This window comes from Sulfuriroseicoccus oceanibius (genome assembly GCF_010681825.2).
Lineage (GTDB): Bacteria > Verrucomicrobiota > Verrucomicrobiia > Verrucomicrobiales > SLCJ01 > Sulfuriroseicoccus > Sulfuriroseicoccus oceanibius.
The window spans coordinates 2,182,722-2,198,583 of sequence record NZ_CP066776.1 but is presented as its reverse complement, the minus strand read 5'-3'; the positions used below and the strand labels follow the sequence as shown (position 1 = coordinate 2,198,583).

The window sequence follows — 15,862 nt, the reverse complement described above, 5'->3', positions numbered from 1 at the left end:
CCACCGCCAATCATCATTTTGTCCTCGCACTCGTCACCATCTCGCTCCACTTTCGCAGCGATGACCGCATTGCCCCTCGCCCACTACATCCACAACCTGCAGCCGGAGATTTTCAAGATCACCGACACGTTCGGACCGAAGTGGTACGGCCTGGCCTACGTTGCCGGCTTCTTCTGCGCCTATCTCCTGATGGTGTGGATGGCGAAGCGCAAGATCGGCCCACTCGAGCAGAGCCAGGTCGGCGACTTCATTTTCGGTGCCGCTTTGTTTGGCGTGATGCTCGGCGGTCGCATCGGCTACGTACTTTTCTACCGCCCCGACATCCTCACAGAGGACCCGCTCGGCATTTTCAAAGTATGGGATGGCGGCATGGCGAGCCACGGCGGCGTCATCGGCTTGATGATCTTCACCTTCGTCTACAGCCGGATGAAAAACATCTCGTGGACAGCCCTCGGCGATAATCTGGTCGTCGTCGCGCCGATCGGAATTCTCTTCGGCCGGATCGCCAACTTCATCAATGGCGAACTTTACGGCCACCCGACCACCGTCAGCTGGGCGGTCAAGTTTCCGGCTGAGTTCATCAACGGCGAACTTGGTCCGGTCGCCACACGCGGCATCTTTGACGTAGCCAACAGCATGGCGCCGCAGATCTTCACTCCGGATCGCCGGATCGACATCCCGGCCTTTCTCGACCAAATGCACACCAACGACGCCTTCCGCCAAGCGGTCGGCGAGTTCCTCACCCCGCGCCACCCATCCCAACTCTACGAAGGCGCGCTGGAAGGACTGGTGCTTTTCGGTATTCTCTTCGCGGTGCGCGTGATCTGGCGCAACGCCCCGAATGGCCTACTGACCTCGCTCTTTTTCATCTGCTACGCCATCTTCCGGATCATCGTGGAACACTTCCGCGTACCCGATGCCGAGCTCATCATGGGCCTCACCCGCGGACAGTTCTACTCGGTCCCAATGCTCCTCGTCGGCCTCGGCTTCCTCGTATTTTCATTCACCCAGCGCAAGGCAGCCACGCAAGGTAATACCAATTGAACAGTCACCTCGGCGGACCCGATGGGGATTGAGCGCTCGTAACGGATATCGTCGCTCGCTGGTACACCCAGGTGATCAAAGTCGTCGCGAAGCGACAGTTTCGCCGGCTAGCCGGAGGTTTCAACCTCCGGAACTGAGTCCAAGAATGAAGCGTCCCGAAGGGACGGTCTAAAGGGGATGGGATCACCGCCTCAAACCACTGGCACCTTGTTGCCATCCGGACCAATATTCACAAAGGTCACCGTGGTGGCGAAAACCGACTTCGCATGACAGTCGTCGATCTCATTCACGTCAACCTCATAACACACTGATGTGTTCCCCTGTTTAACCTTGGTCACCACAAAGCGTAGCACCGCACCGGCAACCACTTGCTGCCGGAACTCGACCTGGCTCAGGCCAATCGTCACAAAATTGCAGCCCGGATACTCCATCCGCGCGGCAATGTAGGCGGACTCATCCACCCAGCGCAACAACTGGCCACCAAACAATTTCCCCAAATGGTTGAGGTGCTCGGGCAGGACCAGTTTGAAGTTTTCCATCGGAATCGGATGCTAGAGTATCAAGCGACACCCATCTCACGGCCGCCCACCGCATTACGCAGGTCGCCGCCAGACGGACGCTGGAACACACGCAGACCGAACTCCGGGGCCACCGCTAGCAGATGGTCAAACACATCAGACTGAATGTCCTCGAAGTGCGCCCAGCGCTTGTCCTTGATGAAGAAATAGAGCTCGATCGGCAAGCCAAGATCTGTCGGCTGGAGCTGACGCACAATCAACGTCATCTCCAGGTTCACCTGCGGATGGTTCTCCAGATACGCTTTCGCATAAGCCCGGAAGGTTCCGACATTGGTGATTCGGCGGCCATTGACCAACATGTCATCAGGACCAATGCCAAGCCTCTCATTCCACTCACCGATCTCCTTCTCCTTGCGCCCGATGTAATCTTTGATCAGGTGCACTTTGCGGAACCGCTCGACATCCTCGCGTGTCGCCATCGCGATGGTTCCCATATCGAGATAAAGCGAGCGCTTCACGCGACGCCCGCCCGCTTCTTCCATCCCGCGCCAGTTTTTGAATGCGTCGCTGATCAACGCGTAGGTCGGAACGGTGGTGATCGTCTTGTCCCAGTTCTGCACTTTCACCGAGGTCAACGCGACATCGAGCACGTTACCGTCCGCGCCGTACTTCGGCATCTCAATCCAATCGCCGACAGAAACCATCCGGTTCCCCGCGAGCTGGATCCCCGCGGTAAAACCAAGCAGGGAATCCTTGAAAACCAACATGATAATCGCCGTGGCCGCACCCAAACCGGAGAGCAGCACCGTCGGCGAGCGATCTAACACGATTCCCAAGGCAATGATAAGAGCCGCCACGGAGCACAGAACCCCAAGAATCTGGAACACCCCCCGCAGCGGTACATTGCGGAAGCGCTTGTAGCTCCGGATGATCGCATGCGCACCGCGCAAAACGGCGAGCACAGCCATTAATGAGATCACCACGATGTAAAGCTGCACAGCAATATCCAGTGCACCTTCCACCGCACCCCAACGGAAATCCACATTGGCCGACATCCGCTGGATAATCACCGCAGGCAACAAATGCACCAGCCAGCGAAATACCCCAGCTTTGAACATTTCATCGTCCCAGCCACCCGGCGACTTGATCGCAAATGCCTTCACCAAGCGCAAAACCACGACCCGCCCGATAAAGTGCGCCACCACGGCAATCAACAAAATCGCAGACAGCGCTCCGAGATGGGACCAGCGATCCAGGTTCTCCACCACTCCAGCAGACTCCAACCAGCTGCGAATCGTCTCAATCAACGGAGATTGAGGAGCGGCCGCACCTGCGGACTCAACCCTTTCCTGAAACTGCTTGGCGATATCCGCCATGTTGTTCGCACTCAAAATATTTTTAAAATTAACGGTTCGCGGCATCCAAAACATCCGCCTTCAACGCCTTTGCTACCTCAAGCACCGCCGACCAATCAAGCGATCCATCCGCCAAACTCAAGGTGGTCGGGTTCAAGTCGTCACGCTTCTCCACTTCGAAGCCCGCGATCACGCGCAGCTGACGGTTCTGGTAAATGGCGTCGTAAGCTACTGCAACCGGCCCGCCGTCAAAGCCATCGGGAACAAAGGCAAAACGAATTGTCCGACGGTTTTCAGTCCCCGTTACCGCATTGGCAACTTCAAGCGCCACCGCCAGCGACAGCGACGAGATGCGCACATCGCTGCGCTCATCCACCGGCTGGTCATAAGGCACGCGAATCTCAATAATTTCGGATGGGTTGCGCATACCGACCACATCTACCCAAAATGCAGAGAACTCCCGCTCGCCGCGCATTTTATCCAGCCGATCGACCTTGCTGAAGCCCATGTTCGTGCGGCTCAAACTCCCCCGCACGAGGGCTGCCGCGTTCGCCACTCCATCGATCCCATCGGCATCCTGGAAATTGCGTCGACCAACGCGGTACTCAAACTTTTCGTAACGGTCCTGCAACGAACTCACCGTCATATCCCGAGTGTAGCCCACCCCGGTCACTTCGCCGGTAGCCGTCCCCTCTGTGCCTTCGTTGCGCACGTATAACAAGGTCGCCACCACGACCCCGATGAAAAGCCCGAACGGCAAACCGCCGACCAAGAACTTCATCAACCATCCCGCTTTAACCGGCTTCGCTCCGTTATCAGATGAATTCTCACTCATATCTCTTCGCTTGATTAGGATTCTGCAACGATCGCATCGGCCGCGCGCTCGGCGGCACCGCCCGTCCCGAGCTTATCGATCACAGCGCGCAGTTCACGCTGCAGTTCCTCACGTTTTTGCGGCTGATCGACCATTTCTTCAAACCACCCCGCCAGTGAATCGGCGGACAGGTCGCCTTGTAACAACTCGGCTACGATCTGCCGATCGGCCAATATGTTCACAATCCCAAGATACGGCACCTTCATCAAAAGCTTCGCAGCAAGGAAGGTCAAAGGAGCGACCCGGTAGACCAAACAATAAGGCATCCCAAACACCGCCGCCTCAAGCGTCGCCGTACCAGACGCCACCGCGCCAAGCGTCGAGCGCTGCATGAGCTCGCGCGACGTCCCCACTTGCACGTCAATCAAGTCCTGCAACCCACGCTCACTGACAATCGCGCGCATTGGCGCAGCCACTTTTTCGGATGCTGCGGCAGCCACCACGCGCCAATCATCGCGCTCCAGCTTTTTACGCATCCGCTCGACCGCTCCAACCATGTCGCCGAACAAAGCATCGACTTCACGCATCCGGCTTCCTGGAAAGAGCCCTAGCATGCGCTCGTCTCTCTCGACCGGCGCAGCCGCGATCTCCTCCAACTTGTCCACCAGTGGATGCCCCACAAAATCCGTTGCCAATCCGGACTTCTCGTACAGCGCCTTCTCGAACGGGAAGATGCACAACATGCGGTCGAGCATCTTCGCCATTTTGGGGATACGTCCCTGGTTCCACGCCCAAACCTGTGGGCTGATGTAATAAACGATCTTGCCGTCAAAGCCGCGTTTCCGCAGTGCCTTTGCCAACCGCAGGTTGAAACCCGGGTAGTCAACCGGCACCACCACGTCGGGCTGCCAAGCCATCACATCGTCCACAACCTGGCTCATCTTCGCCTTGAAGTAGCCGTACTTTTTAAGTACCTCGGCCAAGCCGACTACTCCCGCCTCCTCAACCCAATCCTCAATGCCGTCGCCACCGACCGCATCTACCAACTTGGGCCCACCCATACCACGGATCTCCACGTCCGGAACCCGCTTTTGCAGCGCATGCACGAGATCAGCGCCGTGAGTGTCCCCACTGCGCTCACCAACTAGCAAATAGACTTTCAGAGGCGATGCCATAAAACGATTCGATCAACCACAGCCGGCAGCCTGAGAGCGACCGCCCGACAATGACACAAACACACCTCGCTACGCCTGCAGAATCCGCTGCCCGCCGCCGTTCTGCACCATTTCGGTAATCTCCAACGCGAGATCAAGCGCTGCCATTCCTTCCTGGCCGGTCACTTTTGGCTGGCGCCCGTGACGCGCACAATCCGCAAAGTGCGCCAACTCCAGCTTCAGAGGCTCGTCTTTCTCAACCGCCACCGACTCGCGCGTGATCTCCATTCCGTCCTTGGAATAGATCTCACCTGCCTGTGCCTGGTAGTCGAGCGACAAATAGCCGTCCCCTTGGAACACGCGGATCTTACGCAGACGCTCTGGGCTGATCCGGCTCGCGGTAATGTTCGCCACACACCCATTCTCAAAGCGAAGGCGTGCGTTGGCGATATCCTCACGCTGGGTCAAGACAGGAACGCCCACTGCATCGATGCTAACCACTGGCGACTTCACCAAGTGGAGTACAATCTCAATATCGTGGATCATCAAATCGAGGATCACTCCGATATCCACACTTCGGTTAGGGAATGGCGACAAGCGGTGCGCCTCGATGAACTTGGCATCGCTCAGCTTGCGCTCAAGTTCTCCCATCACCGGGTTGAAGCGCTCGATGTGCCCCACCTGAAGGATCAGATTTTTCTCTTTGGCCAGATCGACCAAGGCGCGTGAGTCGTCGAGTGTCGGTGCAATCGGCTTTTCAATCAGCACGTGTTTGCCCGCATTGAGCAGGGCCTCACCCACCTCACGATGGTAAATTGTCGGGGTCGCAACGCTCGCCGCATCGACCGACTCGATCAACGCTTCAAGCGAATCCAACGCAGGCACGCCAAACTCGGCGGCCACCGCTTTGCAGCGCTCCTGGTCCGCGTCGTAAATCCCACCAACCTCGACATCATCAAGCTCGGCAAGAATACGCGCGTGGTTCCGGCCAATGCCGCCAACTCCAACAACTCCCAATCGGATCATGCCGGCACTGTGATGCGGATTCCCACCGCAATCAACCTCGGATCAACAACGATGCGATCCTGACGCCTATACCAATTGAACAGTCAAGTTGGCGGATTGGCGGAGAGTCTCTTCGAGTGAGCCAAGGCGACAGGTTAAATGGTGTTACTCCACTTCACTGAAGCCAAACACCTTCAGACGCACACGCATCCCGTGCTTTTCGCCAGCGGCATCAAACATGCTGCGCAGCGCGCTAATGGTGAAGCCATTGCGACCAATCACGCGCCCTACATCGTCATCATTCAGCTTCACCACAAACTGACGCCCGCCATCGATCTCCTCCGACGAGATCTCCACCTCATCTGGATAGTCGACAAGGTTGTTAAGCATGAAAACGAGGAATTCTTGAAGCGTCGATGTAGGGTCCATAACGAATATAAAACTTGGGATTGCTAAGCCGGATGGCAAGAAAATTGGTCACTCTGAAGGAACGGCGGCACGTATACTTCCCTTCCCCGAGCTCTGGAGCCTTGAATCAATCCCCGCCGGATCCCGTAGATCCCACGGAGAGACAATAGAGTCAGTTAGTTCGCGTCGATGAAATTCTTCATCAACTGCAAGCCAGCCGCTTGGCTGCGCTCCGGGTGGAACTGAGTCGCCCACACGGCCCCGCTCATCACAGCGGCGGCAAAGGACTCACCCGCATAGTCGGTGCGGCACGCCACAATCGACCCGTCCGCCGGACGCGGGAAGAATGAATGAACAAAGTAGACGTGGGTGCGGTCGGCGAGCCCGTTCCACATTGCAGCCGCCGGATCCACCAGCGAGACTTCATTCCACCCCATATGTGGAATCTTGTCACCAGCTTCAGGAGAAAACTCCACCACCTGCCCGGCAAAATGCCCGAGCCCTTCCACACCTGGCGTCTCTTCGCTCGACTCAAACAAAACCTGGTATCCAAGACAGATACCAAAGTACGGCTTTCCATCGGCGAGCCACTGTTTGATCGGCTGCCACAACTGCTGACGCTTAAGGTTCTCCACGCAATCGCCGAAGGACCCAACCCCTGGAAGGATCAAGCGGGTCACCCCGTCGAAATCCTCTGGAGCCGCCACAATCTTGGACTCCACTCCCAGCGAGCGCACTGCATTGGCAACGCTCAACAGATTGCCTGCACCGTAATCGATAATTCCAGTCATCGGTCAGACTTCGGTTAGATGGTTTCCTTGGTCGACATCACACCCTCGATACGAGGGTCAACAGCCACAGCCTGGTAGAGACACTTGGCAAAACCTTTGAAGATCGCCTCAGCCATGTGGTGCGCGTCACGCCCGTAAAGCACGGTGCTGTGCACGTTCGCTCCCAGATTGAACGACACAGCGCGGAAGAACTCCTCCACCAAGGTCATCGGAAAGTTACCATTGATCGGATCAATCTGCTGGCCCTGTGGCAATTCGAATACCTGGAATGGACGCCCACCCAGATCCACGACCACGCGTGCCAAGGTTTCATCCATCGGCAGGTAGCTCCAGCCGTAACGACGAATGCCCGCTTTATCACCAAGCGCCTTGCGGATGGCTTGTCCCAGCACGATCCCGGTGTCTTCCACCGTGTGGTGCAAATCCACCTCGAGATCACCCTTGGCCTCGACCACCAAATCGATCAACGAATGACGCGAAAGCAGATCCAACATGTGATCGAAGAAACCGATCCCAGTGGAAATCTCGTTCTTCCCTGTGCCGTCCAAATTCACGCTGAGGCGAATCTGGGTCTCGGCGGTCTCACGTGTGATTTCTGCAGTTCTTGCCATAACGGTTCGATCATCGGCTCAATTACGTGCCTTGTCAAAGCACCTGATTCCAACAAAAAACAAGCCGCTGGCGGTTTGTCCGGAAGTTATCCCGAATCCACCAGCGGCTCAAATCTATCAACGCCCCGCGTTAGTCCTCATTCTTCTTTTTGATGTTCGCGAACACCGCTCCGGCAAGCACCAGCAACAAAACGACGATTCCAACAGTCACCATGCTGAATCCACCCTCTTCTCCCTCTTTAGGCGCGTCAGCGTCACCCCAGCCGCTCACCTCCTGCACCTCTTCCTCTGCCTCAGCGGCAGCAGCCTCTTCGGCATCTTTCTCGGCTTCCACAGCTTCAGAAGCAGCCTTGGCAATACTCTCCTTGTCCACCTCCATCACGACCTCGGCCTCCTCACGGCTCGCCTGCTCATTGCGGAGGCGCTCCTCCAATTTAGCGAGCTCTTCGAGATACTCCGAATCATCCAACTTCGCCTCATGGCGCTCCATCAAGCTGGCTGCGGTATCGAGACGTCCCTCATAAAGAGTCTTCTCAATACGCTGAAGCAGCTCGGCACGTTCTTCGATCACTGCAGGATTCAGCTCGATCACGCGCTCCAACTCACTCTTCACCGTCTTACGGATATCTCCGAGCATCCGGTTGTCATACTCGTTAGGAGTCAACCACTTCACATCCTGCTTCTTCTCGCGCTCGGTGCGCTTCTCAGCAAGCTCGGCTTTCCGGCGAATGGTCGCCTCGGTCACACGCTTTTCCGCGCCGCTGAGCGACCCGGTAGCGGCTCGCACACGGTCGTCAAGAGTCAGGCCACGGTCGATCTCCGCACGCAACTCGCGATCGTAACGCTCGAGCACCGGACGCACTTCGGTCAATGCTTGCGCGAACGCACCACTTTCCGGGTACTCGTTCTCCAATGCATCAAACGTCCGCAGCGCGCTCACGATATTGCCCTCATCGGCGTGATTGCGCATCTCAAGGAGCTCTTTTTCGGCGTCGATCCAGTACTTGCGCTGTTCGTACTCCTCAGGAGAAAGCCAGAGACCATCAATCTTCACACCACCCTGCTGGACCTTCTCTTTTTCTCCTTCGAGCGTCTCAAGCTGCAACTTGGCCTCACGGATGTGGACGCCGGTCGGGAACTCAGCAATGAACGGCTTCAGCTTCTCGTCGATCAACTCATCGTAATAAGCCACACCCCTCAGGTCGGGAGTCGGCAAAGTAACTTTGCTCTTCTCCCACATTTTCTGCTCAGGTGTTTGCATCACCACCCCTTGAACCTCACTGGCAGGGATGTGCTTCTCATCAAGAATCCCCCCGACACGCACCTGGATCACCACCTTCTCATCCGTCTCAGAAAGCACGTTACCTTCGTACTTCGTACCATCGTTAAGGATCACGGTGTCCGCCCAAGCGGAACCCAGCATGAGGATCACGGCCGATGCTGCCAACGGAATTTGCTTCTTGAAGATGTTTCTGGTCATGAGTGCTAATGGGATGGAGAAAAGGTTCTACCACGGAGTCGCTTGGCCTCCAAATATCAGAAAACCTAGCCAACGGGTCTTCACTCTGGCAACTCAAGAAATGGTAAAAATCACCCTCGCTTAGGTCGCAGCCTCCACTCCTGCTCATGCAATACCGCACACCCCATCAATCCGACGCTATCGTGCATTGCCAAGGTGAGCGGATCGCGTTACTACATCACCCGTAAATCCCCCACCCTCACCCAAAAGTGACACGCACCGACCAGCCACTCATCCATTCATGAGCCAGAACTCGACCTCGCCTTTGATCTTAGCCATCACCAGCCAAAAAGGTGGCGTGGGAAAAACCACCGTCGCCATCAACCTGGCCTACTCACTCGCCAAGCGCGGATGGCGAGTACTCATCGCCGACACCGACACCCAAGGGTCCATCGGCCTCTCCTTGTCACGCCGAGCCAAGGAATGCAAGGGCCTCTATGACGCTCTGCGCAAGGACGAGTCGCCAGAGAAGCTCGTCCTCTCCACACGCCTCGCCGGACTACGCGTTCTCACCACCGGCCAGTGCGACTTCGATCTTGAAGAAAGCCTCGACACCGATGCCACTAAGCAAAAGCTCGGCAAGCTCATCCGCAACCTCTCATCCATCGACTGCGACGTCATCGTCATCGACACCCCCGCTGGCGTCGGTCCCGTGACCCGCTCGGTGCTTGCCAACAGCGACCGCATCCTCGTCGTCGAACAGGCCGAACCACTCGGACTGCGCAGCCTCCCGCTCATTATCGAGACGCTCGACCGCCTGCGTCAACGCGGAGCGCGCTTCCAGCTTAGCGGCATCGCACTCAACATGGTCAGCCACGATCGCGAAGAAAGCCTCAGCGCTGTGCGCGACCTGCGCGAACTGACCCCTAAAGGCACCGTCACTCAAACCATCGTCCCACGCGACAAAGCATTCCTCGAAGCCAGCGCCAAAGGGATTCCTGTCGGAATGATCGGCAAAAACCCACCACAGGCCGCACTCGTCTTTGACCAACTCGCAGCCGAACTCGAACCCTCACTCAACCTCACCGAAGCAGATGACGCAGCACAACAACTCACTCAGCTCATGGATTGACCCGAAGACTCGGGAGCGCATGCAATCCCTGATCGGTGAATCCAAGCCCCACGAAGACGACCTGAGCTCGGAAGAGTGGTGGGCGCGCTTCCGCAAAACCGCAGCGTCCACCGACGCACCTCTCCCGGAAGCCCAAGAACAGAAGAAGTCAGAGGCGGGAAAACCGGCAGCGGCTGCTTCCAAACCACAAGCAGAAAGCGCACCTGAGCGGGCACCGGCCCCGCAGCCTGCCCTGGGCTTCCCTGGTGCCCCGGCGCGGCCCATCGCGCTCAAGCGAGACACTCTGGCCAAGGAAGTGATCGACAACCTGCGCGGCACACTCGATAAGTTCAAGTCCCCGTCTGAGACTGCGCCACAAGCCGCCACTCCAACAGCTACCACCACCAAGCCGACCGCACCACTGATCAAGCCGGATGCGGACAAGCCCACACAGGTCAAGCCAGACGAGAGCTCCCCTGCGACACCAGCCGCGAAGCAATCAGCGCAGACACCCGCGTCGGCGCCCGCATCGACGCCTGTACCAAAAGCGAACAAGCAGCCTGAGCCAAAAACTGCGCCACCGCGGGAACAGCCAACCAAAGGATCACTTCCAGATTCAGATCCGCGCAAGAAGTCGCTCGCCGGAATTAAACTTCCAAAGCCCGCACCAGCAGCCAGCACCTCGAACTCGGATCGACCAAAGCCCACCACCGAGGGCCCCAAGATCCAACTCATTGGCAAGCCGAAGCCCAAACCAACAGCCCCCACTACACCCCAGCCGAAACTCACAAAGAAAACCGAGGAGGCTCCAAAAGCTCCACAGCCCCTCCCAGTCTCCAAGGTGGTTCAGCCACCCGTAAAACCTGCGACACCGAAGCCTGAAGCTGCCGAGCCAAAGAAGCCTGAGCCTCAGATGCCCGCGAAAAGCGAGCCGACAGCTAATCGTCAGGACTCCAAGCCAGCGCCAGCTGACAAGGAGACTCCAGGCACAGCCACCACACCGGAACCACCACAGCCAGAAAGCTCACCGACCACCTCTGATGAACAGAGAGTTGGCAGCCTACGCAGGTTCACTGAGTGGACTGAAGAGTACATTGGCTGGGAAAACGCTGTGCTTGTTGACGATCAAGGCAACCAACAAACAGGCCGCGCCAATAACCTCGCCATGAGCACAGCCGCCGCCACCCTGGGTACCGCATTCCTCCGGGCCACTGAGGGAATCGCAACCGATCAGCAGCCACGACCTGAGCAGTATCCTCATCGCGCGGCGCACACTGCATGGCAGGAAAAACAACTCGCTGTCGTCCCTGTGCGAACCGATGCAGGCATCTTCATCGTAGCCGGCATCACCTCGAAGCCAGTCGACCGCCAACACGCAAGTATGTTGAGCGAGACGCTTCAAAGCCTGCTTGCTGACTAAAACGAGCCCACACAATACACCAAAGCGACGCATCGAAGCGTCGCTTTTCTTTTGCTCTACCCCCCTCTCCACAAGACGGTGGGGACACCGTCACTCCAAATAACCGCACCTCAAGACATACGCCCCCTCACGAAACGCCCCCGGATCTATACCAGCCCCACCTGTTCAAGGCTCAGCATTCTGCGCGGGCTCCGCTGATCTAGTAGCACCCTCGCAACGAACAAAAAAAATCGGCGCGTGTTACAGATATCCTGCAACACGCGCCGATAATACAAAAAGCTCTTACCAGTTCTTAATCCACTTATCCTGGTTTTCTTCCTCTTCCTCAAGATTGTTGGTTCCCAGCGACCAGAGGTCGTAGTGGGTTGGAGCATTCCACATCTGACGCGAGTTCACATCGGCTTCATAACGAATGCGCTCACCAAAGGCATCGATGATGTAGTAATCTTCATCCACCCAACCCTGATTGCTCGTTCCACCAGCGAGGAGCTCTGGAACATAACTCTTGGCGCGGCGATTGCTCTTCTTTCCATTATTGAGCCAATCGAGGTTCTTGTCCGACTTATCGTACTCACCATCGTAGTTCGTATCACCGGAAAGTGCTGCGTAGAGCAACTTGGAGCCCTCCTCCGCATCAGTGATCTGCGGGTATCCGCCGTGATCCGATTTAAACTTCTCGAGCCCGGCCTTGAACACCGCCATCTGAGCTTCTGTTTTTGTGGAGCGCTGCTTCTTGTTCGCAATAGAGATCCCGGAGAATGTGAGAGTCATCAAAATGGCGAGAATCGCCATCACGACCAACAACTCAGCCATGGAGAACCCCGCACGACGGCGGCGCGAAGAGACAAATGGATAAGACTTCATAAACTTTTGGAGGGTATTCGTAGTGAATTATTTGGAGGCCCTAGAGAGACTCTGACTGGGGGATTCTACCAATGATCCCCTGGCCGAGCCAGCCCCTGGCGCTGAAAAGCAATCAGCCGACGGAACCCAGGGTTGGGCGCGTCGGCTGATTTTGGAAAACATAAGCCCTTAGGCTGCCTGCCCCATACCTTCGATGATGGCAATCAGTGGCAGGAAGAGAGCGAGAACGATCGTTCCCACAATCAAAGCAAGAACCACAATCATGATCGGCTCGATCAAGGAGGTCATCGCACCCACCGCGTTGTCGACCTCGTCGTCATACACATCAGCAACCTTGAGCAACATGTCAGGCAACTGACCAGTCTCCTCACCCACGTCCACCATCGAGATCACCATCGGCGGGAACACCTTGGAAGCCTCAAGCGGCTGGACGATGGAGTCACCCTCCTTCACCGCGTCGTGCACTTTCGAAATTGCATTGGAAAGCACCACGTTGCCTGCAGTCTCGCGGGTAATATTCAACGCCTGGAGAATCGGCACACCGGAGGTAACCAAGGTGCCGAGCGTACGGGTGAAACGAGCGATCGCACTCTTGCGCTGCACGTCACCAAAGACCGGCAACTTCAACTTTACGGCATCGATAGTGGCGCGGCCACCCTTGCTTGCAGACCAGGCCTTCCAGCCAACCACTGCAAGCGCACCGCCCCCGAGAATCAGCCACTTGTAATCAACTGTAGCCTGACTCAAGTTCATCACCCACTGAGTCAGTGCTGGCAATTCCTTGCCAGGAAGCATCTCTTCGAAAATCTGCTCGAACTTCGGCACGATGAACAACATCAGGAAGAACACGATGGCAATCGCAATGAACATCACAATCACCGGATAGATCATCGCGGAAACAATCTTGTTCTTCAGCTTTTCCGCCTTCTCCTGGTAGTCGGCCAGACGGGTCAACACGAGCTCGAGCACACCGCCCAGCTCACCAGCCTTGACCATGTTCACATAGAGCTTGTTGAAAATCTTGGGATGGCCACCCAGACTCTCGGAGAATGTCGCACCGGTCTGCACCGAGTCTGCCAGATTGTTAATCGTAGCACGCAGCACTGGGTTCGGCTCCTGGTTGCCAAGCACGGTCAGACCACGCATCAACGGCAAACCGGAATCAATCAGCGTTGCAAGCTGGCGGGTGAAAATCATCAAGGTCTTCGACTTGATGCGGCCACCGGTCTTACCTGCCTTAGCCCCCTTGGCTTTTGCTCCGCCCTTTTTCTTCTTTGCCCCCTTCGATCCGCCTCCCGCTCCAGCGGCAGCGATCTTGGTTGGGTAATATCCATTGCCACGCAACTGATTCAGCGCGTCGGCTTCGGTCGCGGCTTCAATCACGCCGGTGGTCTCGGCGCCCTTCGCGTCGAGAGCAGTGTATTCGAATTGTGCCATAAGGGGGTGTCTAGTTGTTTTGGGAGAGGGAAAAAATTACACGCCGGTGACCCGGTGATGGGATCGGAGTGTTGTAAATATCAAGATGCTTGCCAACTGCAAATTAAGAAATCTCAGAACCTGGCCAATCAGGCGCAAATCACCCGACTGGCCGGCACATTGAGCAAATCGATTTACCGGGTCTTCTAGGTGTACTTCAGCACCTCATCGATGGTGACCTGTCCGTCGTAAATGTTACGCAGGCCATCCTCACGCAGCGTATGCATTCCCAACTCGATCGCTTTCTGTCGCAGCACCACGGTAGGAGCGCGCTCGGTGATCAGTTCGCGAAGCGGGTCGGTGATGTCGAGCAATTCATAGAGACCTTTCCGGCCCTTGTAGCCGGTCTGACCACAAGCATCACATCCGCTACCAGTGTAGAAATGCTTGTCACCCAACTCGTGGTGTGACAGGCCGAGCTGACTCAACACTGCCTCATTCGGCTCGTACGGCGTGCGGCACTTCTTACAAATGGTTCGCACCAGTCGCTGAGCCAACACCCCTTCAAGGGTGGCCGCCACCAGGAATGGTTCACAACCCATGTCCACCAATCGCGTCACAGCACCAGCGGAGTCGTTGGTGTGAAGGGTACTCACCACCAAGTGACCGGTGAGCGATGCCTGGATCGCAATCTGCGCAGTGGCCACGTCACGCATCTCCCCCACCATGATTCGGTCGGGGTCCTGACGCAGGAAGGCACGCAACACACGAGGGAAGGTCAAACCAATGCCCTCGTTCACCGGCACTTGCACAATTCCATCAATGTCATATTCCACCGGATCCTCGGCAGTCAGAAGCTTGCTATCGATCGTGTTGATCCGACGCAACGCAGCGTAAAGCGTAGTGGTCTTACCGGCACCGGTAGGCCCCGTCACAATGAAGATGCCGTTCGGCTTCTGCACCGTGTCTGTAATGTAGTTGAACAACTCATCAGGCAACCCGAGGTTCTCCAGATTCAGATTCACCGACGAGCGGTCCAACACACGAAGCACCACACTCTCACCGTGAACGGTCGGCAAGCTCGACACACGCATGTCGACCTCTTTATCGCCAATGGTCTTCATGATGCGACCATCCTGCGGTACACGGCGCTCGGCGATGTTCATGTTCGACATCACCTTGATGCGGGAAATAATCGGCAACGCCAAGTGCAACGGAGGTGGCGCCATTTCATACAACGCACCGTCCACGCGGTAACGAATCTTGAAGTCATCCTCGAATGGCTCGAAGTGAATATCCGATGCACGTTCTTTGATAGCGTTGAACAACACCAGGTCCACGTAACGGATGATTGGTGCCGAGTTTGCCTCTGCTTCCAACTCCGCATCACTCAAGCCTTCGCCACCGGCGCTGATCTCCTTGAGCACGTCGTCCATGCTCTCGCCATCCACGGCGTAGCAGCTATCGAGCTGCTTCTCCACCAACTCAGGGTCGGCCACGGCAATCTGAATCTCCTGCCCCAGAGCAAAGCGCAAATCCTCAACCACCTGCGGGTTGAGCGGGTCGGTCAAAACCACTTTCAACCCCTCGCCGGACGCACCAATCGGCAGCGCACCGTGCAAACGGGCCATCCCCGCAGGGATCAGGTTAATCAACGCTTCCGGCACCTGGAAACCTTCCAAGTCGACATATTCGACGCCGAGTTCGTTGGCAATCAATGCAAAGAGCGTATCGCGTTCTTCGATCACTCCATAGTTGATCAAAATCTCGGCAGGATCGGCCGTTCCGCCGCCGCTGTTGTACTCTTCGCGGATTTCGGAGGCGACTTGATCGTCCAGCATGCCTCGTGCCGAAACCAGGTCGATGAGGTAGTCGATATTCATGATGATGGG

At 56.7% G+C, this 15,862-nt stretch carries 15 protein-coding genes; 3 read left to right on the top strand and 12 right to left on the bottom strand.

All coding sequences use genetic code 11. The features are described from left to right. Window positions 1-60: 60 nt before the first annotated feature. Window positions 61-1,044 carry a prolipoprotein diacylglyceryl transferase gene (lgt, locus tag G3M56_RS08820; RefSeq protein WP_164363428.1) on the top strand — a complete coding sequence of 328 codons (984 nt, stop codon included), beginning with the start codon at window positions 61-63 and terminating at the stop codon, window positions 1,042-1,044. Between the two features lie 191 nt (window positions 1,045-1,235). Here lgt and G3M56_RS08815 read toward each other — a convergent pair whose 3' ends face one another. From G3M56_RS08815 to G3M56_RS08775, 9 genes are all read right to left on the bottom strand, one after another. Further along, window positions 1,236-1,583: an acyl-CoA thioesterase gene (locus G3M56_RS08815; protein WP_164363430.1), complete on the bottom strand. Its 348-nt coding sequence runs from the start codon at window positions 1,581-1,583 to the stop codon at window positions 1,236-1,238. 20 nt (window positions 1,584-1,603) lie between these two features. Beyond that, the gene (locus G3M56_RS08810) at window positions 1,604-2,953 is read right to left on the bottom strand and encodes a mechanosensitive ion channel family protein (protein ID WP_164363431.1); all 1,350 of its coding nucleotides are present in this window, start codon (window positions 2,951-2,953) and stop codon (window positions 1,604-1,606) included. Between the two features lie 13 nt (window positions 2,954-2,966). Next, window positions 2,967-3,752 carry a hypothetical protein gene (locus G3M56_RS08805; RefSeq protein WP_164363433.1) on the bottom strand — a complete coding sequence of 262 codons (786 nt, stop codon included), beginning with the start codon at window positions 3,750-3,752 and terminating at the stop codon, window positions 2,967-2,969. 14 nt (window positions 3,753-3,766) lie between these two features. Beyond that, complete coding sequence (gene lpxB, locus G3M56_RS08800) at window positions 3,767-4,906, bottom strand: lipid-A-disaccharide synthase (RefSeq protein WP_235203334.1); 1,140 nt, start codon at window positions 4,904-4,906, stop codon at window positions 3,767-3,769. Window positions 4,907-4,975: 69 nt separating this feature from the next. Continuing rightward, window positions 4,976-5,911 carry a Gfo/Idh/MocA family protein gene (locus G3M56_RS08795; RefSeq protein WP_164363435.1) on the bottom strand — a complete coding sequence of 312 codons (936 nt, stop codon included), beginning with the start codon at window positions 5,909-5,911 and terminating at the stop codon, window positions 4,976-4,978. 144 nt (window positions 5,912-6,055) lie between these two features. Beyond that, window positions 6,056-6,319, bottom strand: coding sequence for a KH domain-containing protein (locus tag G3M56_RS08790; RefSeq protein ID WP_164363437.1), 264 nt, complete (start codon window positions 6,317-6,319; stop codon window positions 6,056-6,058). 155 nt (window positions 6,320-6,474) lie between these two features. Next, window positions 6,475-7,089, bottom strand: coding sequence for an imidazole glycerol phosphate synthase subunit HisH (hisH, locus tag G3M56_RS08785; protein WP_164363439.1), 615 nt, complete (start codon window positions 7,087-7,089; stop codon window positions 6,475-6,477). Window positions 7,090-7,103: 14 nt separating this feature from the next. Further along, window positions 7,104-7,700, bottom strand: a complete 597-nt coding sequence (gene hisB, locus G3M56_RS08780; protein WP_164363441.1) for an imidazoleglycerol-phosphate dehydratase HisB — start codon at window positions 7,698-7,700, stop codon at window positions 7,104-7,106. Between the two features lie 130 nt (window positions 7,701-7,830). Further along, window positions 7,831-9,180, bottom strand: coding sequence for a PTPDL family protein (locus tag G3M56_RS08775; RefSeq protein WP_164363442.1), 1,350 nt, complete (start codon window positions 9,178-9,180; stop codon window positions 7,831-7,833). 280 nt (window positions 9,181-9,460) lie between these two features. Here G3M56_RS08775 and G3M56_RS08770 point away from each other — a divergent pair, with 280 nt between their 5' ends. Then, entirely contained in the window at window positions 9,461-10,291 is an 831-nt protein-coding gene (locus G3M56_RS08770) for a ParA family protein (RefSeq protein WP_164363444.1), read from the top strand. Further along, complete coding sequence (locus G3M56_RS08765; RefSeq protein ID WP_164363446.1) at window positions 10,254-11,690, top strand: hypothetical protein; 1,437 nt, start codon at window positions 10,254-10,256, stop codon at window positions 11,688-11,690. Before G3M56_RS08770 ends, G3M56_RS08765 begins: the two co-directional genes overlap by 38 nt. Window positions 11,691-11,972: 282 nt before the next feature. On the opposite strand, the gene G3M56_RS08760 is transcribed toward G3M56_RS08765, so the two are convergent. The 3 genes from G3M56_RS08760 to G3M56_RS08750 all read right to left on the bottom strand — a co-directional run bounded on the left by G3M56_RS08760 (window position 11,973) and on the right by G3M56_RS08750 (window position 15,853). Next, the gene (locus tag G3M56_RS08760) at window positions 11,973-12,554 is read right to left on the bottom strand and encodes a type II secretion system protein (RefSeq protein ID WP_164363448.1); all 582 of its coding nucleotides are present in this window, start codon (window positions 12,552-12,554) and stop codon (window positions 11,973-11,975) included. Between the two features lie 168 nt (window positions 12,555-12,722). Beyond that, the gene (locus tag G3M56_RS08755; protein WP_164363450.1) at window positions 12,723-13,991 is read right to left on the bottom strand and encodes a type II secretion system F family protein; all 1,269 of its coding nucleotides are present in this window, start codon (window positions 13,989-13,991) and stop codon (window positions 12,723-12,725) included. Window positions 13,992-14,176: 185 nt separating this feature from the next. Beyond that, window positions 14,177-15,853 carry a GspE/PulE family protein gene (locus G3M56_RS08750; protein WP_164363452.1) on the bottom strand — a complete coding sequence of 559 codons (1,677 nt, stop codon included), beginning with the start codon at window positions 15,851-15,853 and terminating at the stop codon, window positions 14,177-14,179. Window positions 15,854-15,862: the final 9 nt, after the last annotated feature.